A 21,839-nucleotide genomic window follows, 5' to 3' on the forward strand; every position below is an offset into this window, starting at 1 on the left:
TCGTTTGTGCACAAACGACTTAATCCCCTCCGTCCCCTTTTTGCGATCAGCCCTTGGTGGCCTTGAACGCCACGCGTGCAGCGGCGAGGGTGGCCTCGATCACCGCATCGTCGTGCGCGCTGGACAGGAAACCGGCTTCGTACGCCGACGGCGCCAGGAACACGCCCTGGTCCAGCATCGCATGGAAGAAGCGGTTGAACGCCGGGATGTCACAGGCAGTGGCCTGCGCATAGGTCTCCACCTTCTCGCTGGTGAAGAACAGCCCGAACATCGCGCCCACGCGGGTGGTGGTCACGGCCACGCCGGCTTCGGCGGCGGCCGCTTCCAGGCCGGCACACAGGCGCGCGGTGCGCTCGGCCAGGTCGGCGTGGAAGCCCGGCTGCTGGATCAGTTCCAGCATCGCCAGACCGGCGGCCATCGCCACCGGGTTGCCGCTCAGCGTACCTGCCTGGTAGATCGGGCCGGCCGGGGCGATCTGCTGCATCAGCTCGCGGCGGCCGCCGTAGGCCCCGACCGGCATGCCGCCGCCAATGATCTTGCCGAAGGTGGTCAGGTCCGGGGTGATGCCGTAGTGCGCCTGCGCACCGCCGAGGGCGACGCGGAAGCCGGTCATCACCTCGTCGAAGATCAGCAGCGCGCCATGCTTCGTGCACAGTTCGCGCAGGTGCTGCAGGTAGCCCTCGCGCGGCGGGATGCAGTTGGCGTTGCCGACCACCGGCTCGATGATCAGGCCGGCAATGTCGTCACCCTGCTGCGCGAACAGCGCAGTGGCCGCTTCGAAATCGTTGTAGGGCAGGGTCAGGGTCAGTTCGCTCAGGCCGGCAGGGACGCCCGGCGAGGTCGGCACGCCCAGGGTCAGCATGCCGCTGCCGGCCTTGACCAGGAACGAGTCGCCATGGCCGTGATAGCAGCCTTCGAACTTCACGATGCGGTTGCGGCCGGTCGCACCACGCGCCAGGCGGATCGCCGACAGCGTGGCCTCGGTGCCGGAGTTGACCATGCGCACCATCTCGCACGACGGCACCAGGCGGGTGATGGTCTCGGCCATGGTCACTTCGGCTGCGCACGGCGCGCCGAAGGACAGGCCGTTGTCGATCGCCTTCTTCACCGCCTGGCGCACGGCCGGGTGGTTGTGGCCGACGATCATCGGGCCCCAGGAACCGACGTAGTCGATGTAGCGGTTGCCGTCGACGTCGTACAGGTAGGCGCCGTCGGCTCGCTCGACGAAGAACGGTTCGCCACCGACCGATTTGAACGCGCGTACCGGCGAATTGACGCCGCCCGGCAGCAGTTGCTGGGCGCGGGAGAACAGGGCGTGGGACTGGTCGTGGTTCATGGGGCTTTCCTGGGCGTTACGCGAACTGGGCGAGGTAGGCGCGCTGGGTCGCGACCGGGTCTTCGGCGGCGAACACGCTGCTGACCACGGCGACCAGATCGGCGCCGGCGTCGATGATGGGACCGACATTGTCCGGCGTCAGGCCGCCGATCGCCACCCGCGGCACGCCCAGTGCGGCGCTTTGCCGCAGCAGGTCGGTATGCGCGCGGCTGCTGGTGACCTTGGTCGTGGTCGGGAAGAACGCGCCGAAGGCCACGTAGCTGGCGCCGGCGGCCACGGCCTTCTCTGCATTGGCAAGCTGGTCGTAGCAGGAGGCGCCGATGATGGCCTCGGCACCGAGCAGGGCGCGTGCGCTGGGGATGTCACCGTCGGTGCCGCCGAGGTGCACCCCCGCCGCGCCAACGGCTTTGGCCAGCGCCGGGTCGTCGTTGACGATCAGCGGCACGCCGTGTTCCGCGCACAGCGCCTGCAGGGCGGTGGCCTGCTCCCGCCGCAGCGCGTCACTGGCGGTCTTGTTGCGGTACTGCAGCCAGGTGGCGCCAGCGGCCAGCAGCGGCGCGGTACGGGCCAGCAGGCATGCGGTATCGGGCTCGTCCGGGGTGATCAGGTAGACGCCGCGGGGCGCCGGGGAAGCAGAAGTCATCGATGGCTACCGGTGAGTGGACCGCGATGGGACAATGGCGGCCCGTGAATCCAGCCCTGATTATCCGATGAGCGATGCCACCCCCACCACCTTGCGCACCTGGATGTGCGTGGTCTGCGGCTTCCTGTACAACGAAGCGGAGGGCCTGCCGGAGGAGGGCATCGCGCCGGGGACGCGCTGGGAGGACATTCCGGAGACCTGGAACTGCCCGGACTGCGGGGTCACCAAGGCCGATTTCGAGATGGTCGAGGTCGATTGATGAGGGTAGGTGTGGACTGTTGGTCCACACCCCGGCACCCTCAATGCAGCCGCGGCATCGGTCCGCCGAGGTCGATCAGCTTCTCGCGCAGCCACTGCGCATCACTGGCTTCCGGGTTGCGCTTCAGGTACTGCCCCAGGTCGTGGCGGGCACCGGCCAGGTACTCCAGTTGCAGGTAGGCCAGGCCGCGGTCACGCAGCGCATCGTCCTGCTCCGGGGCGAGCTTCAGCAGGCGGTCGGCACTGCGCGCGGCGCGGTCCCATTCGCCGGCCTCGGCATACACGCCGTGCAGGTTGCGCAGCATGCGCATCAGGATCGCGCGCGCCGGCGCCGGGTCCAGAATCTGCGCCAGCACCTGGTCGTCGGGCATCTGCCCGCCCAGGTGTGACTTGGCGCGTTCGCGCAGTTCGTCCACGTCCAGCGGGCGACCACCATTGAACGGGTCCATCACCAGCACGCCGTCGTCCACCGGCAGGCGCACCAGGAAGTGGCCGGGGAAGGACACGCCGTCGAGCGGAATGCCCAGCCGCCGCGCGACTTCCATCTGCACCAGCGCCAGCGAGATCGGGTTGCCCAGCCGGCGCTCGAATACCTGGTTGAGGTAGCTGTTGCGCGGGTCGTAATACTCGTCGTGGTCGCCGCTGTAGCCCAGCTCGTCGAACAGGTGGCGGTTGATCGCCGCCATCTTCAATGGACTGTTGTCGATGCTCTCCACTTCCGAGCGGAGGTGGTCGACGTGGCTCTGGATCAGCGCATCGTAGGTCGACGGCTGCAGATCGGGGTATTCATCGCGCGCGATCAGCAGCGCGGTCGGCAACAGTGGCAGCGCCTCGTCTTCGAGGTCGGCCAGTGCATCCCAGTCGGGGAGTGTGATCCGGTCCTGCATGGCCACAGACTGGCGTCATTCGCTGGCCGTTTCAAGCGGTGCCGCGTGAAAAATGCAGGGGTCAGATCCCTTTCGCACGCGAAAGGGATCTGACCCCTGCAGGGTTGCCGGCCAGCGGCCGGCACTACTGCGGGTGCCGGGCGCAGCCCGGCCGTACCTTACTTTTCGATGCCCGGGCCGAATTTCAGCTCCGTGCCGTCCTTCAACTGCAGCTTCTCGGCCTGGCCGGCGTTGAGTTCCAGCACGTAGCGCGCCGGGCCACCGCTGGGGTAGGGCGGGCACATGTCGCCGGCCGAGCACGGCGGTACGTCGCGCTGCTGGCTGACCAGCCTGCGCTGGCTGTCGAAGTACAGGATGTCCAGCGCGATCCTGGTGTTCTTCATCCAGTACGCCTGCATTTCTTCGCGGTCGTGGATGAACAGCATGCCGTGGTCGGCCGCCATCTGGTCGCGGAACATCAGCCCGCGCGCGCGGGTTTCGTCATTGGTGGCCAGCTCCACCTGGTAGCGGGCGCCATCCAGTTCGACCCAATGGCGGGCCGCGTCGGTGGCACAGCCGGCCAGGGCCAGCAGCGGAAGCATCAGCAGCGAACGCAACAGCGACATCGTCAGGATCCTTCGGAAGGGTCAGAGCACGACCGGCGGCTCGCCGCCGACGATCACCACGTCGGCGCGACGGCGCGCGAACAGGCCCACGCAGACCACGCCCGGCAGTTGGTTGAGCTCGCGCTCCAGCTTTTCCGGATCGGTGATCTGCAGGTTGTGGATGTCCAGGATCTGGTTGCCATTGTCGGTGACCACGCCTTCGCGCCAGGTCGGCTGGCCGCCGGTCATGTCGCGGATCTGCCGGGCGACCAGGCTGCGCGCCATCGGGATCACTTCCACCGGCAGCGGGAACCTGCCCAGCACCGGCACCTGCTTGCTCGGGTCGACGATGCAGATGAAGCGCTCGCTGGCCTCGGCGATGATCTTCTCGCGGGTCAGTGCGGCGCCGCCGCCCTTGATCAGGCACTTGTTCGGATCGCACTCATCGGCGCCGTCCACGTACAGCGACAGGTTGCCGCTGTGGTTCAGCTCGATCACTTCGATGCCGTGCTGCTTCAGGCGCGCGGTGCTCTGCTCGGAGCTGGACACGGCGCCCTTGATGCGGTGCTGGATGCGGGCCAGGGCATCGATGAAATAGGCCACGGTGGAACCGGTGCCGACACCGACGATCATGCCGTCTTCGACGTATTCGATGGCTTTCTCGGCGGCCAGGCGCTTGGCTTCGGACATGGGAGAACTCTCAGGCAGGGAATCAGGATTTCTTTTCCAGCGACAGCAGCAGCTTCCACTGCGCGGCGGTCACCGGGAACACCGACAGGCGGTTGCCCTTGGCAACCAGCGGGAAGCCTTCGCCCAGTTCCTCGGCGTGCAGCTTGATCTCGTCCAGCGCGATCACCTGCTTCAGCTTGCGGTCGAAGGCCACGTCCACCAGCATCCAGCGCGGGTTCTCGCGCGTGCTCTTGGGGTCGTAGTAGTCGGATTTTGGATCGAACTGGGTGTCGTCCGGATAGGCGGTGCTGGCCACCGTGGCCAGGCCGACGATGCCCGGCACCTTGGTATTGGAGTGGTAGAACAGGATGCCGTCGCCCACCTGCATGCCATCGCGCATGAAGTTGCGCGCCTGGTAGTTGCGCACCCCGTTCCAGGGTTCGACCTTGACCTTGGCCAGGTCATCGATGGAGAAGGCGTCCGGTTCGGACTTCATCAGCCAGTAGCGCTTGCGGGCGGTCATGCGTTCACGGGGGCAGCGGAGGGGAACAGGGTGCCGTCTTCGGTGCAGATCGCATCCACCGGCACGTCCCACGACGCCACCGGCAAGGACTCGACCTGCTGCACCGCGAACGCAGCACCGACCAGCCAGGGCGGCGCCGGCCGGTCTTGGCGGAAGGCGAAGCTGCGATCATACCAGCCGCCCCCCATGCCCAGCCGCCGGCACTGTGCGTCGAAGCCCACCAGCGGGGCCACCACCAGCGCCATCTGCGCCGGTTCCAGCGTATCGTCCAGCGCTACGTCCGGTTCGGGAATGCCGTAGCGGTTGCTGGTCAGCGCCTGCCCCGGCCGCCACGGCGCGAAGCGCAGCACCTCGCCGGCCAGCACCGGCAGGCAGTAGGTGAGGCCTTCGGGCAGTTGCAGCTGCCAGCGGTGCAGGGCGATTTCGCCATCCAGCGCCCAGTAGCCGGCCACGGCGCCTTCGCGTGGGGCGAACGGCAGGGCGAGCAGGGCATCGGCAAGGGATTCGGCGGCAGCAATGCGCTCACCGGCGGAAAGGTCGCGGCGGCGTTGCCGCAGGTCGTGGCGCAGGGCCTGGCGCGGGTCGGTCATGGCAGCGTGCGGCAAGGATCAGCCGCCATTGTGCCGGAAAGAACAAGGGCGACGCCCGAAGACGCCGCCCTTGCTGGAATATTGCATTCTCCGCAATGTCGATGCATGCGAAACGACCTTGAACCCGGGGGCTCAAGTGGGAACGCTGGAGAACCATCGGGCTTCCCGCTACAAGGCGGACCTGCACTCCCGGCGCTGTCGCGCTCCCGGTGTCGTTCTTAAGGGACAAGGCGAATGTTTGCACATGCCGTCGAGTACCGCAGAGAACGCGTGGCCATTATAGCCAGCGTGCAGGATCTGGATAGGCCGTTCGTCGGCAACAGTCCGTGCCAATTCAGATATGCGAAAAGGGGACGGAGGGGATTAAGACGTTTCCGGCACGGATGGGGCGAATGCGCCTTAATCCCCTCCGTCCCCTTTTTCTAGGGGGTGCCGTCGATCGCGCGGTCGAGGCGCCTGTTCAGGTCGGCCAGCGTCTGCTGCAGGGCCACGGCCTGGCGGGCGTTCTCGTCGCGCAGCAGCTGCAGTTCGTGGGCCAGGTTCAGTGCGGCCAGCACGGCGACGCGGTCGACGGCGGCCATGCGGTTGCTGCCGCGGATTTCGCGCATGCGCGCATCGAGCAGGCGCGCGGCGGCCATCAGGCTGTCGCGTTCATCGCCGCCGACACCCACCGTGTATTCACGATCGAGGATGCGGACACTGACCGGTTCGGCGCTCATGTGTGCTGCTCCAGGGATTTGAGCCGGCTGATCATTGCTTCCACCCGCGAGCGTGCCTGCTCGTTCTTGGCCAGCAGCGTGGAACGCTCGGCCACCAGCTGTTCCTGCTGGTGGCGCAGGCTGCGGTTCTCCTCGGCCAGGCGCTGGTTGCGTTCGAGCAACGCTTCCACGCGGGCGGCGAAGTCCTGCAGCTGGGCAAGGGGATCGGCGGGTTCCATGCGGGCACGATAGGCAAGCCGGGCAAGGGCGGTCAAGCGTTGTCGCAGCAAGGCCTGGCGGCCGCAGAGAGGACGCCGCCGGGTTGCTACACTACGGGGTCTCACGGGCGCGCGCGTGCGCGCCCCGGGTTTCCTTTCCGAACGAGCCGCACGATGACCGAACTTCCCTCCGTCGACGACGTTACCCGCGCCAGCCAGGAACTGGGCCTGGGCGCTACCGCTGCCGAGCTGCACGGTGCGCTGTGTGGCTGGCTGGCCGCCGGTGGCGCCCCCGGCAACGACTGGCCGGCACGGGTGCTGGCCGACGACAACCTGCCGCCGGTGGCTGCCGACAGCGTGCTGGGGCAGCTGCTGCAGGCGACCATCAAGCAGCTGGAAGACCGCGACTTCGCCTTCGAACTGCTGCTGACAGACGGCGACGATGTGTCCGCGCAGGCCGATGCCATGTTCAGCTGGACCCGCTCGTTCCTGGGTGGTTTCGGCCTGGGCAGCGGCGGCCGTCGCCCGACCTTGTCCGAAGAGGGTGAAGAAGCGCTGACCGACATGGCCAGCCTGGCACGCGCCTCCAGCGAGGATTTCGAAGCGGGTGGCGATGATGACGACGAAGCCCTGTCGGAGATCGAGGAGTTCATCCGCGTGGCGGTACTGCTGCTGCACGGTGACGTGGTGCTGGCCTCGCGCCATCGGCAGCGCCTGAACTGATGGACATCAAGCAGCGCACCGGCATCGCGGCCGGCGAATACAAGCGTCGGCGCCGCCAGCTGATGGACATGGCCGGCGAGGACGCGATCCTGGTGCTGCCGGCCGCGGCCGAGAAGGTGCGCAGCCTCGATACCCATTACCCGTTCCGCCAGGACTCGGACTTCCGGTACCTGAGCGGTTTCCCGGAGCCGGAGGCGGTATTGGTGCTGATCCCGGGCCGGCGCCACGGCGAGGCCATCCTGTTCTGCCGCGAACGTGATGCCGAGCGCGAAGCCTGGGACGGCAGCCGTGCCGGCCAGGAAGGCGCGGTGGCGCAGTACGGCATGGACGATGCGTACCCGATCGATGATCTGGACGACATCCTGCCGGGCCTGTTGGAAGGCCGTTCGCGCGTCTACTACCACTTCGGTCGCGACGCCGATTTCGACCTGAAGCTGATCGGCTGGGTCAACCGCGTGCGTTCGCAGGTGCGCCACGGCGCGCAGCCGCCGCATGAATTCCTTGAACTGGGCCATCTGCTGCACGAGCAGCGCCTGTTCAAGTCCGGCGCGGAAGTGGCGCTGATGCACCACGCTGCGCAGATCAGCGTGCGTGCGCATCTGGCGGCGATGAAGGCTGCCAGGGCCGGCATCCACGAATACGAGCTGCAGGCCGAGCTGGAACGCGTGTTCCGCGCCAGCGATGCAGTGCCGGCGTATTGCAGCATCGTCGGTGCGGGCCGCAACGGTTGCATCCTGCATTACCGGGACAACAACGCGCGTTCGCGCGACGGCGAGCTGGTGCTGATCGACGCCGGTGCCGAGTACCGTGGCTACGCCAGCGACATCACCCGCACGTTTCCGGTGAATGGCCGCTTCAGCGCCGAGCAGCGTGCACTGCACGACCTGGTCGGCGATGCACAGGCCGCCGCGCTGGCCCAGGCCAGGCCGGGCGTGCCGTACGAGGCCGGTCACCTGGCCGCGGTGCAGACCCTGACCGAGGGCCTGCTGCGGCTGGGCCTGCTGAAGGGGACGCTGGAAAAGAACCTGTCCGAAGGCCTGTACCAGCGTTTCTACCGGCACAAGACCGGGCACTGGATCGGGCTGGACGTGCACGATGTGGGCGATTACCGCCTGGCGGGCGATTCGCGGCTGCTGGAGCCGGGCATGGCATTCACCATCGAGCCGGGGCTGTACATCGGCGTGGACGATACGACGGTGGAACCGCGCTGGCGCGGCATCGGCATCCGTACCGAGGATGATGTGCTGATCACCGACGACGGTCATCGCGTGCTGACCGAAGGTCTGGCGCGCAGCGCCGACGAGATTGAAGCGGTGATGGCGGGGTAAGGGGTGTTCTGCAGGGCTTGCAGCCCTGCACCCGCAGAGGCAACAGCAAGAGCAACAGCAACAGCAACAGCAACAGCAACAGCAACAGCGCGCATTCCGTGGGATGGCGGGGCACTGTGGGTGTGCGGGGACGCCGTGAACCCATCCATGGGGGCTTGGTCGCGGCATCCATGCCGCTCACACCCCGCAAACCCACAGTACCCCGCCTTCGACAGGTTCACGCGGCTGTTGGCAACCGCGGTTATTGGCACGCGCGGCTGTTGGTAGGTGTCGACCTTGGTCGACACGGAGCGAGCGCAGCGAGCGACCCGCTTCTGCTTTTCTTTCTTCTTTTTCCGTGGTTGGACGCAGCAGAAAACTGTCAAAGGACGGGCGGGGTGGGTTTGCAGGACCGTTGGCGCCATGGATGGCGCCATCGAGCCCCCATGGATGGGTTTACGGCGTGTCCTGCAAACCCACCCCGCCCGGCCAAGCGCGGCCTTTGATATCAGCGCCCAACCACGAGGGGCTCAGCCGTTGGCCGCCGCAAACGCCGGCCGCGTCAGGTTGTCCGCCTCGCCCTCGGTGCACAGCACTTCGTCTTCAATGCGGATGCCACCATACGGACGGAAGAAATCCACGCGGTCCCAGTTGATCGCATCACCATGGCCGGCATCCTTCACTTCGTTCAACAGCATGTCGATGAAGTACAGGCCCGGTTCAATGGTCACCACCATGCCCGGTTCCAGTACGCGGGTCAGGCGCAGGTACGGGTGGCCCGCCGGGCGCTCGATGCGGCCGCCCTCGTCGCTGGCCGCGAAACCGGCCACGTCGTGGACCTGCAGGCCGATCAGGTGGCCGATGCCATGCGGGAAGAACGCGGCGCTGACGCCGGTCTCCAGCGCGGTCTGCGGCGAGACCTTGATCACGCCGAAGTCCTTCAGCACGCCCATCAGCGAAAGATGTGCGTCCACGTGCAGCTGCCTGTAGTCGAAGCCCGGGCGCACCGCTGCGCACATCTGCTGCTGGGCGGCGTCGACGGCAGCAATCATCGCAGCGAATTCGTCGTGGCCCTGCGCGGCGTAGGTACGGGTGATGTCGCTGGCGTAGCCGTGCGCGCTGGCGCCTGCATCGATCAGGAAGCTGCGCAGCGGCTGCGGCGCCTTGCGGCCCAGCTCGGTGTAATGCAGCACGGCGGCATGTTCATTGAGCGCCACGATGTTGCCGTAGGGCAGCTCGTTGGCATCCTGGCCCACTGCCTGGCAGTACGCCATGTGGATGCTGAATTCGTCGGCGCCGTTGCGGAACGCGGCTTCGGCGGCGCGGTGGCCGCGCACGCCCAGCACCTGCGCCTGGCGCATCAGCGCGATCTCATACGGCGTCTTGCTGCCGCGGTGCCATTCCAGGTAGTTCACCACCGGTGCCGGGTTGTTCGGCACGTAGCTGCCCAGCGCGCTCTGCGGCTCGCCGAGGATCGCGCAGCGCGACGGGTCGGCCGGCAGCAGGGCCAGCGCCTCTTCGGGCTTGCGGATGATGTGGATGTCGAAGTGCTCCACCCACCAGCCACTCGGTGCGTCCGGTACCACGTGCCAGTAATCGAAGGGCTGGTGGAAAATCACCGCCGGGCGCTTGCCCGGGGTGAACACGATCCAGCTGTTGGGCACCCGGGTCAGCGGCAGCCAGGCCTTGAACTGCGGATTGACCGCGTACGGGTAGTCGCGATCGTCGAACACCTGGTAGTGCAGGGTGCCGCTGGGCACGACCAGATGGTCGAAGCCGCCGCGGGCCAACGCCTGTTCGGCACGTCGGCACAGCACGGCCAGGTGGTCGGGGTACAGGGCGCCGGGGTCTTGCTGGATCATTGCGGTGGCTCGACACGGAAAACGGCCCTAGATTCTGCCGCATACCGGGAAAAACCGCTGTGCTGGAACCGGCACTCAGGCCGTCGAAACCGGTGCCTCGTCGCTGTCTTCGCCTATCCACCGGCGCAGCAGCTGCCGATGTTCGCGTGACAGGGTGAGGAAGCGGAAGCCGGTCCAGCTCTGGCCGGGCACATGCGCCGGCTCGCTCCACAGCAGGTGCACGCCCACGTCAATGGCCTCGTGGCGGCCGTCACCGATCGGCAACGGGAAGCGGAACTGGTACAGCGCGTCCTCGCGCAGCGGGGTGCTGGCCAGCATCAACATGCCAGTCTCGGAGACATTGCCGAGCCGGCCCACCACGCATTCGCGCATCTGGTCGGTGACCGGTACCAGGTCCGAGACCTGGCGACGCGGCGCGCGGCGGGTGTCCTGCGGCGGTTGCACGTTCAAACGGACGCCTCCCTGTAACGGCCGCCGGCCAGCGCACGCAGCGCACCGAGGCTGGCCTGCCATGCGCGATCGACCAGCCGCCCTTTGTCTTCGGTGACCAGCTGCGCGCGTCCGGCGCTGAGCTGCCGGGCCAGCGTATCAAGGTCGGTATCGGCGATCTTCTGCCCGCGCGGATTGACGAACAGGGCGTGGCCGGTCAGCAGGCTGTACCAGGACAGGCGCTGGCGGCGCAGGGTGCCGTCACCGTTGTCGATGTCGAACCAGCTGCCAAAGGGCAGGGTCACGAGCTGCTGGTAGGCCGCCTCTTCGGCGCTGCTGCGCGGCGTGCGCGGGGCGTCGGCGCTGCCGCTGGCAGCATGTTCGCCCAGTCGTGCACGTGCCTTCAGGCGCGCACTGAGCTCGGTGCGCGAGGTGCTTTCATCCTCGCCTCCTGGCGTGGCCAGGCGGCGCGCAACGGCGGCGGCTTCCTCGGCGTGATAGCCGACCTGCACGAGCGCCGATTCCACCTCGTTGGCCAGCACTGCATCGGTGCCACCGTTGGCATCGACGGCCTGCGCGGTCACCGCGGCGATGCGCTCGGTCTGTAGCAGGCGTTCCTGCCACTGCGGCGAATCTTCGCCATGGCGCAGGCGGGTGAGGGTGAGTGCATCGGCCCAGGCCTGGCGCAGCAGGGTCTGCACGAAGCGCGGCGGCGCCTGTGTGTCGCAGCACTGGTCGATCTGCGCATTGGCCTGGCGACGCGCCAGTTCCAGCCGTTCCTTGCCACGCGCGGCCTCGACGTGGCGGCGCTCGGCCAGTTCGGCGCGATGGGCCGCCGCGCGCTGATGCTGCTGTACGTCTTCGTTGGCGGCGGCGAAGGCCTCGGGCGAGCGTGCATCCTGGCCGAGCAGACCCTGCACGCTCTGCGCCATGCGCTGCAGCAGCTGGGGGTCCACGTCATCGTCGCCCAGCCAGTTGGCGCCGACTTCGGCAATCTGGTTGAGCAGTTCGCGTGCAGGGTGTTCATCGCGCACGAAGAAGCCGGGGTCGGCCATCGCCGCACGCGCCAGTGGTACCTGCAGGCGCGCCAGCAGGGCGGCCGGCACCGGGTCGGGGCGCTGCTGTTGCTGCACCTGCTGCATCAGCAGGCGCAGCAGGTCGAGGTTGTCGCGGTCGTGGCTGCCCAGCTGGGCCTGCGCGCCGTGCTCGCTGCGCAGCTGGGCGACCACCGCAGCCTGCAGGTCGGCGACGCCGGTGGCCGCGCTGGACTGGGCCTGCAGCCGCGCGAGGACCGCATCGACGGCCGCACTGGGCACGGCAGCGGTGTCCGCAGGAGGGGCAGTGGCATGGCGGGCCTGCTGCAGCAATTCATGCAGCGCACTGCCGGTGGACGTGGTCACGCCAGCGGTGGCTGCGCCCGGCGTACCCGCGTCGTTGAATGCGTCCTGCACCAGGTTCGACCAGGAACCGGCCGGAGCGGAGCCGTTCCAGCCGGTCAACGGCGCGGCGGAACGCTTGGCAGGCTGGGTCGTGCGGCCGCCGCCCACCGACTGGGTGATGATCCGCCGGGTGCTCGACGAGCGTGCCAGGTACGGGGTGTAGACCAGGCCCGGCAGCACGCCATGCTGGGCCAGCAGCGCATTGGCGCGGTCCAGCACATCGCCCAGGCGTTCCAGCACCTGCCGCTCGAAGCTGCGGTACAGCGCAAGCTGCACCTCCACGCCAAGGGCGTCCTGTTCGGCGATCCGGCGCACCATCGCGCACAGGGCCTGCGGTGCCAGTGGCAGGGTGTCGGCCTCGAACGCCGGCGCCGCCGCGAGCACGCCCAGGCGCTGTCCCAGCAGGTTCAACGTATTGGTTGAACGCAGGGTCTCGCGCCGGATCATTTCGGTCAGCAGCAGGTCGCGATCCACCTCGTGCTCATCGACCAGCGACAGGCCGAGCGCGCCCGGTAGCGGGGGCGGCGAAGCAGGGGCCGCAGCGGCGGTGGACGGCTCGCGCAGGCCCGCCAGCGCTTCGGCCACGGCATCGAGCATGCGGTCGGCGAAATGGCCGGCGAAGGCGTGCAGCTGGCCACGCTGGGCCATCAGGTCCGCCTGCTGCATCGGATTGCGTGCACGGTCGGCGTCGTGCAGCAGCGTCTGCTCCAGCGCTTCGACGGTCAGGATCAGGGGCGCGGCCAGCGTTTGCCGGCACAGGCCGATCAACGCACCCAGCAGTTCACGCACCCGCGATGGCAGGTCGCTGGCGGCCAGGCGTGCTTTGTCGGCAGAGGTGATGGAAAAGACAGCTGACATCGGCGAGCGGTACCCGGATTCCCGCGGATCGATCCTGTGAATCTACCGTGTCGGCCGCAGTCGGCGCTACTTTAGGCTGAACGTGTCTCACGTTCATCGGGCAGGGCCGACGGATGAACGGTAGTGCCTGCCGCTGGCCGGCAGCGCTGTCTTTACCAGAGTGCCGGCCAGCGGCCGGCACTACCCGGTATGGCGGAAGGCTTATTCCTCCAGGAACAGGCTCACCACATCGTTGGTGAACCGGCGGCCCAGCTCGGTCGGCTGCACATGACCCTCCGCCACCTCCAGCCAGCCGCGCTGGACGGCCTCGGCCAACGGAGCGTCCAGCACGCCGCGCGGCAGCCCGGTGCGCGACTCGAAATCGCGAAGGCCGAACCCTTCGTGCAGGCGCAGCAGGTTGAGCATGTACTCGAACGGCAGGCGCTCGGCTGCGATCACATCGTCACCCCCGAAAGAGGCCGGCGTGCCAGCGCTGTCCAGGTAGGCCTGCGGATGCTTCAGCTTCCAGCGGCGCAGCACGTGTTCTTCGGCGCCCGAGCTGATCTTGCCGTGCGCACCGGCACCGATGCCCAGGTAATCGCCGAAACGCCAGTAGTTCAGGTTGTGCGCGCTTTGCCGGCCGGGGCGCGCATAGGCGCTGACCTCGTACTGGCCGAAACCAGCCTGTGCCAGCAATGCCTGGCAGTGTTCCTGCATGTCCCAGGCGTTGTCTTCATCGGGAATGCCCTGCGGCGGCCGCGCGAAGAACACCGTGTTCGGTTCCAGGGTCAGCTGGTAGTGCGAGATGTGCGCCGGTTGCAGTGCAAATGCACGCTCCAGGTCGGCCTCGGCGCCGGCCAGGGTCTGTTCCGGCAGCGCATACATCAGGTCGATGTTGAAATTGTCGTAGCCCGCGTCCTGCGCCATCTTCACCGCGCGCTCGGCTTCGCCACTGTCGTGGATGCGGCCGAGGCGCTTGAGCATGGCGTCGTCGAAACTCTGGATGCCGAAGCTGAGGCGGTTCACGCCGGCCGCGCGGTAGCGGTCGAAACGGCCATGCTCGGCGGTGCCCGGGTTGGTTTCCAAGGTGATTTCGGCGTTGGGGGCAAAGCGCAGGCGCGCGCTGGCCTGCTGCAGGAAGCGGTCGATCGCTTCCGGCGGGAACAGGCTGGGCGTGCCGCCACCGAAGAACACGCTGTGCACCACCCGGCCCCAGACCAGCGGCAGGTCCTGGTCCAGGTCGCGCAGCAGTGCATCGATGTAGGCCTCGAACGGCAACTCGCCCTTGGCCTGGTGCGAATTGAAATCGCAGTACGGGCATTTGCGCACGCACCACGGCAGGTGCACGTACAGCGACAGCGGTGGCGGCACCAGCCGCGGTGCGCTGTCGTGGTCAGCGGAGCAGGCTTCGCCGGGCAGGTGGTTGCAGTGGTCGTGGGCGTGCGGCATGGGCTTCATCGGTAGTGCCGGCCGTTGGCCGGCTTCCCTGGTTCGATCAGGTCGGGCGTCAGTACAGCGTCGCCAGCTGTTGCTTGAGCTGCTGCAGGGCAACGGCACGGTGGCTGATGGCGTTCTTCAGCGCCGGCTCCATTTCCGCGGCGGTCAGGCCGTGGGTGGTGTCCAGGAACACCGGGTTGTAGCCGAAACCATTCGTGCCACGCAGCTCACGGATGATCTGCCCTTCCCAGCGGCCTTCGCAGATCAGCGGCTGCGGGTCGGTGGCGTGGCGCAGCAGCACGATCACCGCATAGAAGCGGGCACTGCGCTGGCCATCGGGAACACCGGCCATCGCGTCCAGCAGCTTGGCGTTGTTGGCAGCGGCGTTGGTCGGGTGGCCGGCATAGCGCGCGCTGTACAGGCCCGGTGCACCACCCAGGGCATCGACGATCAGGCCGGAATCATCGGCCAGCGCCGGCAGGCCGGTCGCTTCGCAGGCGGCGCGTGCCTTCAGCAGCGCGTTCTCGACGAAGGTCAGGCCGGTCTCTTCCACGTCGCCCAGGCCCAGCTCGGCGGCCGAGGTGATCTGCAGCGGCAGGTCGGCGAGGATCTCCTGCATCTCCACCAGCTTGCCGGCATTGTGGCTGGCCAATACCAGTTTCTTCATTGACGGGGCTCCAACAGGTCCCAGGTGTTGCCATACAGGTCGCGGAATACCGCGACCGTTGCATAGGGTTCTTCGCGCGGCGATTCCAGGAACTCGACGCCTGCGGCCAGCATCGCCGCGTGGTCGCGGTGGAAGTCGTCGGTGTTGAGGAAGAAGGCAACGCGGCCACCGGTCTGGTTGCCGATGCGGCTGCGCTGTTCCTCGTCGCTGGCACGGGCCAGCAGCAGGGCGGCGGCGCTGCCGTCGGTCGGGCCGACCACCACCCAGCGCTTGTGCCCCTGGTCGATGTCTTCGAGCAATGCGAAGCCGAGCTTGCCGGTGTACCAGGCAATGGCTTCGTCATAGTCGGCCACCACCAGGGTGGTCAGGGCGATGCGCCGGTTCATGCCGACAGCGCCGCCTGCTGCGCGGCCAGCAGCTCGGCCACGCCCTTCTCGGCCAGGCCCAGCAGCGCGTCCAGTTCATCGCGACGGAAGGCGTGGCCTTCGGCGGTGCCCTGCAGCTCGATGAAGCCGCCACCGTCGTTCATCACCACGTTCATGTCGGTGTCGCAGTCGCTGTCTTCGGCGTAGTCCAGGTCCAGCACCGGGGTGCCGCGGTACACGCCCACCGACACTGCTGCAACTGCGCCCAGGACCGGGTTGCGCTTGATGTCGCCACGCTTCATCAGCACGTTCACCGCATCGACCAGGGCCACATAGGCGCCGGTGATGGCGGCGGTGCGGGTGCCACCGTCGGCCTGCAGCACGTCGCAGTCGAGGGTGATGGTGCGTTCGCCCAGCGCATTGCGGTCCACGCAGGCACGCAGGCTGCGGCCGATCAGGCGCTGGATCTCCAGCGTGCGACCGCCCTGCTTGCCACGGGCCGCTTCGCGGTCGCTGCGGGTATGGGTGGCGCGCGGCAGCATGCCGTACTCGGCGGTGACCCAGCCTTCGCCCTTGCCGCGCAGGAAGCCCGGCACGCGGTTCTCGACGCTGGCGGTGCACAGCACGCGGGTTTCGCCGAAGCACACCAGCACCGAACCTTCGGCGTGGCGGGTGAAGCCGCGTTGGATGACGACCGGGCGGAGCTGGTCGGGCTGGCGGCCGCTGGGGCGGGAGTCGGACATGGTGCGGGTTCCGTAATGGCGAGGGAGTACGCCGCCACGCCCGTGGCCTTCACGGGGCGGGCAAGGGGGCTCTGGTGAGGGCGCTAGGGTACCATTCCCCCTTTGCACGCACCGGACACATTCCATGATTCGAAGCATGACCGCCTATGCCGGCGGCGAGCGGGTCACCCCGTGGGGCACGCTGGGCTGCGAGCTGCGCTCGGTCAACCACCGCTTCCTGGAGGTCGGCACCCGCCTGCCCGAGGAACTGCGGGCGCTCGAACCGCAGCTGCGCGAGCGTATCGCCGCGCGCCTGAGCCGCGGCAAGCTGGATCTGGTGATGCGCCTGCGCGCGCCGGAGGCGGCTGCCAACCTGCAGGTGGACGAGGCCCTGCTGGGCCAGCTGGGCCGCCTGGCCCACCGCCTGACCTCCGATTTCCCGAACCTGCAGGTCAGCTTCACCGACCTGCTGCAGTTGCCGGGCGTGACCCGCGGCGAGGCAACGGATGCCGCCGCCCTGCAGGTCGAGGCGCTTGCCCTGCTGGACCAGGTGCTGGACGGCTTCGTCGAAGCGCGTGAGCGCGAAGGCGGCAAGCTGGCTGCGGCCATCAGCGAACGCGTGGACGGCATCGAACGCATCGCCACCGAAGTGCGCACCTTGATTCCGGCCATTCGCGACGGCCAGCGCGCCAAGCTGGCCGCCCGTCTGGCTGACCTGCCGCACCCGGTCGACCCGGGCCGTGCGGAGCAGGAGCTGGTCCTGTGGCTGCAGAAGCTGGACGTGGATGAAGAGCTGGACCGGCTCGGCAGCCATATCGTCGAGATCCGCCGCGTGCTCAAGCAGCGCGAGCCGGTCGGCCGCCGCCTGGACTTCCTGCTGCAGGAGTTCAACCGCGAAGCCAATACGCTGGGCTCGAAGTCGGTGGACAGCCGCACGTCCAATGCCGCGGTGGAGCTGAAGGTGCTGATCGACCAGATCCGCGAGCAGGTGCAGAACATCGAATGATGTTGCGTGCAGCGATACAGCAGGGGCGCCTTCGGGCGCCCTTGTCGTTCCAGCGCATCAGCGCACGCTGACGCCCGGCGCCCCTTCACCCAATCGCCCGACCACGGCCGCCTGGCCGAACCCTGCGTCGTGGAAGCAGGCCAGCACCGCATTCACTGCCTCCGGGGCGCAGGACACCAACAGCCCGCCACTGGTCTGCGGATCGGTCAGCAGTGGCTGCCAGTGGCCGGCCAAGCGTTCGGCGAAGCGCACTTCGGCGCCATACGAGGCCCAGTTGCGGGCGGAGGCGCCGGTCACGCAGCCGCGCTGCAGCAGCTCCAGCGCCTGCGGCAGCAGCGGCACCTGTGCACTGTCCACTTCGGCAGCGACGCCGCTGGCGCGGCACACTTCCAGCAGGTGGCCGAGCAGGCCGAAGCCGGTGACGTCGGTCATCGCGTGCACGCCGTCCAGCGCGGCCAGCGGCACGCCCACGCTGTTCAGGCGGGTAGTCGACGCGATCATCTGCCGGTAGCCCTCTGCATCCAGCACTTCTTTCTTCAGCGCCGACGAGTACACGCCCACGCCCAACGGCTTGCCCAGCACCAGCACATCGCCGGCGCGGGCATCGGCATTGCGCTTGAGCCGCTGAGGATCGAGCACGCCGATCGCGGCCAGGCCGTAGATCGGTTCCACCGAATCGATGCTGTGGCCGCCGGCCACCACGATGCCGGCGTCGGCGCAGGCACGCTCGCCGCCCTGCAGGATGCCGCGGATGGTGTCCTGCGGCAGGGTGTTGATCGGCATGCCGACGATGGCCAGCGCGAACAGCGGCCGCGCGCCCATCGCGTACAGGTCCGACAACGCGTTGGTGGCGGCGATGCGGCCGAAGTCGAACGGGTCGTCGACAATGGGCATGAAGAAATCGGTGGTGGCCACGATTGCCTGCCGGTCATCGAGGCGGTACACCGCGGCGTCGTCGCTGGTCTCGCGGCCAACCAGCAGTTCGGCCGGTGCGGGAAGTGCTGGAACGCCGCGCAGCAGTTCGCTCAGCACGCCCGGCGCGATCTTGCAGCCGCAGCCGCCGCCATGAGCGAGAGAGGTCAGTCGTCGCGTGGCATCGGCCGTGGATGGGGCGGGTGACTGCGCGTGCGTGGCCATGCCGACATCTCCTGCGGAAACACGAATGGCGGAAGGCAGCAGGAGTCGAACCTACCAGGGAACGATCGACGCCCCCTACTGGGTTTGAAGCCCAGCCGCATGCCCGGATGCGCATGCCTTCCGAAAGTACGGCGGTACCGGTGGGCTCAGTCGCGGGCTGCGTTCCACTGCAGGTCGCCGCGCGGCCGATGCTGGTCACCGACGCGTCGAGTGTAGCCAACGCGATTGAAGAACTCCAAGATCTGGATGCTGCGTTTGCGGCCCAGGCCGATGGCATCGCGGAAGGCCGCCGCATCCACCGCGCCGCTGGCCTGTGACTGCTGCGCGACGATCGCGGCGAGTTCCGCAATGCGTGCGGGTGCATAGAACAGGTCCGGCACCACCTGGAACAGTTCGCCACGTGCGGCGGCGCGGCGCAGGACGGCGCGGACATCGTCTTCGGTCAGTCCGAAGTCGGCGGCCAGAGTACGCACCCACGGCGGATCGAAGCCACCGGCGTGCAGTTGCGGCAGCACGCGTTCCAGCAGCAGGCGCTCGCGTTCCGGTGGCGCATGGTCATGGCCGGGCAGGCGCCACCAGGCGCCCACGCGTTGCACGCTGCCGTCGTCCAGCAGGTCCTGCAGCAGCGCATTCCAGAGCCCCGTCGCAAGCGCGGGCAGGGTGCTGCGTTGCAGGCGCCCGCTGTCGACACCGGGTTCGTCCGGGCGTCGCTCATGCCAGCTACGCAGCGATGTGATCACCTGCTCGTGCAGCACCTGCCAGTGCGAGGCAAGGATGACCACCGTGTCCTCGCGGGTGATGATGCGCTGTGCGTCTGCAGGAAGATCGATCCGGTCGGCCGCGCGCCGGCAGTAGCGTTGCAGCGCGGCCATGGCAATGCCGAAGGGCGCCTGCTGCAACAGCGGGCCGATTCCCGCACCTGTGGCCAGCTGCTCCAGTGCGCCCAGCCAAGCGAGCCGTGCCGGGCTGCGCCGGCGCCGCTGTGGCGGGTCCGGGTCGAGCACGACGCCACCGCCCAGCGTGTGGGTCGCGGCGGAATCGCGGGCGATGAAGCGTTCACCACACATCGCACAGACCGGTGCATCGAACACCAGCTGCACCAACTGCCCATCACCTTGGTCACGGTCCTCCAGCAGCACCACATGGGCCTGCCGGTGCATCGTGCCCCAGTGGATGTGCAGGGGTGCCCAGTCGCGCAGTGGTGCTGCCCGTGCGGACAAGCGCAGGCGCACATCGACGCGGGTGGTGGCCAGCAGCGCGCGCGGGTCGGCAATCCAGTCGCCACGATGAATCTCGTCGCGGGCGATGGCGGCCAGGTTCAACGCGCAGCGCTGTCCGGCCATGGCGTGATCGCTGGGCTGGTTCTGCGCGTGGATGCTGCGTATGCGCACATCGGTGGCGGCGGGCATCAGTTGCAGGTGCTCGCCCACCGTGACGCCGCCGCCATGTACCGCGCCGGTCACCAATGTGCCGTGGCCGGCCAGCGAGAACACGCGGTCCACCGGCATGCGGAACAGCTCGCTGCGCAGCGCGGCCTGGCGCGCGTTGGCATCGCCGGCGGCCCATGCGTGCAGGTGGGCGCGCAAGGCGTTGATGCCTGCGTCATCGGGGGACGTGCTGTTGCAGGCGAACACGGGGGAACCCTGCAGCGGCATTCCGGCCAGCAAAGCGGCAATCTCGATCTCGACCCGGGCGATGCGCGCGGCGTCCACGCGGTCGATCTTGGTCAGCGCCACCGCGCCGCGATCCACGCCCAGCAGCTGCAGGATCGCCAGATGCTCGCGGGTCTGCGGCATCACGCCGTCGTCGGCGGCGACGACCAGCAGGGCGACATCGATACCGGTGGCGCCGGCCACCATCGTGTGGACGAAGCGCTCATGACCCGGCACATCGACGAAACCCAGCATCGCGGCGGGGCCCGTGCCGTTCGCGCTTTCCACCGGGACATAGGCATAGCCCAGTTCAATGGAGATGCCGCGCGTGCGTTCTTCCTGCAGGCGATCGGTTTCGATGCCGGTCAGTGCCCGCACCAGGCGCGTCTTGCCATGGTCGATATGCCCGGCGGTGCCGACGATCATGGTTGCAGCGTGCTCCATTGGGCGAGGAAGTCCGCTTCGTCGGCCGGTTCCAGGCAACGCAGGTCCAGCCACAATGCGTCCTCGCCGATGCGGCCCAGCACCGGTCGCGGCAGCTGGCGCAGGCGCTTGGCCAGGCGGTCCAGGCCGCCACGTTGCGCAGTGGTGATGCGCAGGCCGGCACTGCCGAGCTGCGCCTGTGGCTGCGCACCACTGCCGATCTGGCTGTGCATCCGTGCCTGTTCAAGCATGTAGCCGGTCGGCAGCGCCGAGCGCAGCGGCGGCAGCAGGCGCTGGGCCTGCGCATCCATGTCCTGCTGCGTGCGCGAGAGCGTACGCAGTGTCGGCAGCCGTTGCGCCAGCAGCTCCGGCTCGCGGTACAGCGCCAGTACCGCCTCCAGCGCGGCCAGGCCCATCTTGTCCATGCGCAGCGCACGCTTGAGCGGGTTGCGGTTGATCCGCGCGATCAGGTCGGCGCGGCCGGCGATGATGCCGGCCTGCGGCCCACCCAGCAGCTTGTCGCCACTGAACGAGACCAGGTCGGCACCGGCCGCCAGTGTTTCCTGCACGGTCGGCTCGTGTGGCAGGCCGAAGGCCGCCAGGTCGCACAGGCTGCCGCTGCCCAGGTCCACCACCAACGGCAGGCCATGGTCGTGCGCGATCGCTGCCATCGCCGCGGTGTCGACCTTGGCGGTGAAGCCGGTGATCGCGTAGTTGCTGGCGTGCACCTCCATCAGCAGTGCGGTGCGCGCGCCGATGGCATGGGCGAAGTCGGCCGGGTGGGTGCGGTTGGTGGTGCCCACTTCCAGCAGCCGCGCGCCGGCACTGCGCATCACATCGGGAATGCGGAAGGCACCGCCGATTTCCACCAGTTCGCCGCGCGACACCACCACCTCGCGGCGGTTGGCCAGGCTGTTGAGCAGCAGCAGGACCGCCGCCGCATTGTTGTTGACCACGGTGGCGGCTTCGGCGCCGGTCAGCTCGCAGACCAGCGCCTGCACCCGTGCATCGCGGTCGCCGCGGCGGCCGCGGGTGATGTCGAATTCCAGGTCAACCGGTGCGGCCATCGCGCGGGTGACGGCCTGCACCGCGGACTCGGGCAGCAGGGCGCGACCCAGGTTGGTATGCAGCACGGTGCCGGTCAGGTTGAACATCGGCTGCAGGTTCAGCCGTGCATCGGCGATGAGTGCGGCATCGAGCGCCGCGACCAGTGCCGGGCCGTCAATGGCCTGATGCAACTGCTCGGCCGAGAGCTGCGTGGCACTGATGCGCTCACGCAGCGCCTGCAGATGTACGCGCAGCAACTGGGTGATGCGGCTGCGGCCGTGGCCCTCGATCAGTGTTGCCAAGGCAGGCAGGCGCAGCAACCGGTCCAGCGAGGGCAGCGCGGAAGCCGATGCCGGGGTGGGGGGCGTGGCTGTCATCGC

Annotated in this window: 23 protein-coding genes, 1 tRNA gene and 1 other RNA gene; 4 read left to right on the forward strand and 21 right to left on the reverse strand. The window is 68.3% G+C overall.

Annotation, left to right across the window (positions count from 1 at the left end):
- Positions 1 to 46: 46 nt before the first annotated feature.
- Together hemL and thiE are read right to left on the reverse strand one after the other, a co-directional pair.
- Positions 47 to 1,336, reverse strand: a complete 1,290-nt coding sequence (gene hemL / locus ACUVWL_RS00445; RefSeq protein ID WP_049407023.1) for a glutamate-1-semialdehyde 2,1-aminomutase — start codon at positions 1,334 to 1,336, stop codon at positions 47 to 49.
- A gap of 16 nt (positions 1,337 to 1,352) precedes the next feature.
- Positions 1,353 to 1,979 carry a thiamine phosphate synthase gene (thiE, locus tag ACUVWL_RS00450; protein WP_032956049.1) on the reverse strand — a complete coding sequence of 209 codons (627 nt, stop codon included), beginning with the start codon at positions 1,977 to 1,979 and terminating at the stop codon, positions 1,353 to 1,355.
- A 34-nt stretch (positions 1,980 to 2,013) separates the two neighbouring features.
- Here thiE and ACUVWL_RS00455 point away from each other — a divergent pair, with 34 nt between their 5' ends.
- Positions 2,014 to 2,238, forward strand: coding sequence for a rubredoxin (locus ACUVWL_RS00455; protein WP_445978736.1), 225 nt, complete (start codon positions 2,014 to 2,016; stop codon positions 2,236 to 2,238).
- Positions 2,239 to 2,278: 40 nt separating this feature from the next.
- Here the strand turns inward: ACUVWL_RS00455 and ACUVWL_RS00460 are convergent, their stop codons facing one another.
- From ACUVWL_RS00460 to ACUVWL_RS00495, 8 genes are all read right to left on the reverse strand, one after another.
- The gene (locus ACUVWL_RS00460) at positions 2,279 to 3,124 is read right to left on the reverse strand and encodes a SirB1 family protein (RefSeq protein ID WP_024957828.1); all 846 of its coding nucleotides are present in this window, start codon (positions 3,122 to 3,124) and stop codon (positions 2,279 to 2,281) included.
- 158 nt (positions 3,125 to 3,282) lie between these two features.
- Positions 3,283 to 3,729 (reverse strand): DUF192 domain-containing protein, encoded by a 447-nt coding sequence (locus ACUVWL_RS00465; protein ID WP_014648292.1) that lies wholly within the window; start codon positions 3,727 to 3,729, stop codon positions 3,283 to 3,285.
- A gap of 21 nt (positions 3,730 to 3,750) precedes the next feature.
- A complete protein-coding gene (gene rpiA, locus ACUVWL_RS00470; RefSeq protein WP_014648291.1) occupies positions 3,751 to 4,398 on the reverse strand; it encodes a ribose-5-phosphate isomerase RpiA in 648 nt (215 codons plus the stop codon).
- A 22-nt stretch (positions 4,399 to 4,420) separates the two neighbouring features.
- Positions 4,421 to 4,900 carry an EVE domain-containing protein gene (locus tag ACUVWL_RS00475; RefSeq protein WP_014648290.1) on the reverse strand — a complete coding sequence of 160 codons (480 nt, stop codon included), beginning with the start codon at positions 4,898 to 4,900 and terminating at the stop codon, positions 4,421 to 4,423.
- Positions 4,897 to 5,490 carry a 5-formyltetrahydrofolate cyclo-ligase gene (locus tag ACUVWL_RS00480; protein ID WP_164077189.1) on the reverse strand — a complete coding sequence of 198 codons (594 nt, stop codon included), beginning with the start codon at positions 5,488 to 5,490 and terminating at the stop codon, positions 4,897 to 4,899. Before ACUVWL_RS00480 ends, ACUVWL_RS00475 begins: the two co-directional genes overlap by 4 nt.
- An 83-nt stretch (positions 5,491 to 5,573) precedes the next feature.
- A non-coding RNA gene (gene ssrS / locus ACUVWL_RS00485) (6S RNA) lies at positions 5,574 to 5,759 on the reverse strand.
- 153 nt (positions 5,760 to 5,912) lie between these two features.
- Positions 5,913 to 6,209: a cell division protein ZapA gene (locus tag ACUVWL_RS00490; protein ID WP_005410899.1), complete on the reverse strand. Its 297-nt coding sequence runs from the start codon at positions 6,207 to 6,209 to the stop codon at positions 5,913 to 5,915.
- Positions 6,206 to 6,427 (reverse strand): TIGR02449 family protein, encoded by a 222-nt coding sequence (locus tag ACUVWL_RS00495; protein WP_005410898.1) that lies wholly within the window; start codon positions 6,425 to 6,427, stop codon positions 6,206 to 6,208. The genes ACUVWL_RS00490 and ACUVWL_RS00495 overlap by 4 nt, the downstream gene beginning before the upstream one ends.
- Before the next feature lie 153 nt (positions 6,428 to 6,580).
- On the opposite strand from ACUVWL_RS00495, the gene ACUVWL_RS00500 reads away from it, so the two are divergent.
- Positions 6,581 to 7,129 (forward strand): YecA/YgfB family protein, encoded by a 549-nt coding sequence (locus ACUVWL_RS00500; protein WP_014648288.1) that lies wholly within the window; start codon positions 6,581 to 6,583, stop codon positions 7,127 to 7,129.
- A 5-nt stretch (positions 7,130 to 7,134) separates the two neighbouring features.
- A complete protein-coding gene (locus ACUVWL_RS00505; protein ID WP_126412545.1) occupies positions 7,135 to 8,457 on the forward strand; it encodes an aminopeptidase P N-terminal domain-containing protein in 1,323 nt (440 codons plus the stop codon).
- Positions 8,458 to 8,966: 509 nt separating this feature from the next.
- Here the strand turns inward: ACUVWL_RS00505 and pepQ are convergent.
- From pepQ to rph, 7 genes are all read right to left on the reverse strand, one after another.
- The gene (gene pepQ / locus ACUVWL_RS00510) at positions 8,967 to 10,298 is read right to left on the reverse strand and encodes a Xaa-Pro dipeptidase (RefSeq protein WP_329890371.1); all 1,332 of its coding nucleotides are present in this window, start codon (positions 10,296 to 10,298) and stop codon (positions 8,967 to 8,969) included.
- A 75-nt stretch (positions 10,299 to 10,373) separates the two neighbouring features.
- Entirely contained in the window at positions 10,374 to 10,748 is a 375-nt protein-coding gene (locus ACUVWL_RS00515; protein WP_111206028.1) for a PilZ domain-containing protein, read from the reverse strand.
- Positions 10,745 to 13,024 carry a DUF1631 family protein gene (locus ACUVWL_RS00520; RefSeq protein WP_053494772.1) on the reverse strand — a complete coding sequence of 760 codons (2,280 nt, stop codon included), beginning with the start codon at positions 13,022 to 13,024 and terminating at the stop codon, positions 10,745 to 10,747. The genes ACUVWL_RS00515 and ACUVWL_RS00520 overlap by 4 nt, the downstream gene beginning before the upstream one ends.
- A gap of 201 nt (positions 13,025 to 13,225) precedes the next feature.
- Positions 13,226 to 14,452 (reverse strand): radical SAM family heme chaperone HemW, encoded by a 1,227-nt coding sequence (gene hemW / locus ACUVWL_RS00525; protein ID WP_014648283.1) that lies wholly within the window; start codon positions 14,450 to 14,452, stop codon positions 13,226 to 13,228.
- Between the two features lie 58 nt (positions 14,453 to 14,510).
- A complete protein-coding gene (gene rdgB, locus ACUVWL_RS00530) occupies positions 14,511 to 15,107 on the reverse strand; it encodes an RdgB/HAM1 family non-canonical purine NTP pyrophosphatase (RefSeq protein WP_032956061.1) in 597 nt (198 codons plus the stop codon).
- Positions 15,104 to 15,493, reverse strand: a complete 390-nt coding sequence (locus ACUVWL_RS00535; protein ID WP_329768540.1) for a VOC family protein — start codon at positions 15,491 to 15,493, stop codon at positions 15,104 to 15,106. Before ACUVWL_RS00535 ends, rdgB begins: the two co-directional genes overlap by 4 nt.
- Positions 15,490 to 16,215 (reverse strand): ribonuclease PH, encoded by a 726-nt coding sequence (rph, locus tag ACUVWL_RS00540; RefSeq protein ID WP_014648280.1) that lies wholly within the window; start codon positions 16,213 to 16,215, stop codon positions 15,490 to 15,492. Before rph ends, ACUVWL_RS00535 begins: the two co-directional genes overlap by 4 nt.
- A 124-nt stretch (positions 16,216 to 16,339) precedes the next feature.
- Here rph and ACUVWL_RS00545 point away from each other — a divergent pair, with 124 nt between their 5' ends.
- Positions 16,340 to 17,200, forward strand: coding sequence for a YicC/YloC family endoribonuclease (locus ACUVWL_RS00545; RefSeq protein ID WP_005410888.1), 861 nt, complete (start codon positions 16,340 to 16,342; stop codon positions 17,198 to 17,200).
- 57 nt (positions 17,201 to 17,257) lie between these two features.
- Here the strand turns inward: ACUVWL_RS00545 and selD are convergent, their stop codons facing one another.
- The 4 genes from selD to selA form a co-directional block, all read right to left on the reverse strand.
- Positions 17,258 to 18,337: a selenide, water dikinase SelD gene (gene selD, locus ACUVWL_RS00550; RefSeq protein WP_227864381.1), complete on the reverse strand. Its 1,080-nt coding sequence runs from the start codon at positions 18,335 to 18,337 to the stop codon at positions 17,258 to 17,260.
- 26 nt (positions 18,338 to 18,363) lie between these two features.
- Positions 18,364 to 18,459: transfer RNA gene (locus tag ACUVWL_RS00555), tRNA-Sec, on the reverse strand.
- 24 nt (positions 18,460 to 18,483) lie between these two features.
- Positions 18,484 to 20,415, reverse strand: coding sequence for a selenocysteine-specific translation elongation factor (gene selB, locus ACUVWL_RS00560; RefSeq protein ID WP_126411319.1), 1,932 nt, complete (start codon positions 20,413 to 20,415; stop codon positions 18,484 to 18,486).
- Complete coding sequence (gene selA / locus ACUVWL_RS00565; RefSeq protein WP_445978737.1) at positions 20,412 to 21,836, reverse strand: L-seryl-tRNA(Sec) selenium transferase; 1,425 nt, start codon at positions 21,834 to 21,836, stop codon at positions 20,412 to 20,414. Before selA ends, selB begins: the two co-directional genes overlap by 4 nt.
- Between the last annotated feature and the right edge of the window lie 3 nt (positions 21,837 to 21,839).

This window comes from Stenotrophomonas muris (genome assembly GCF_052751275.1).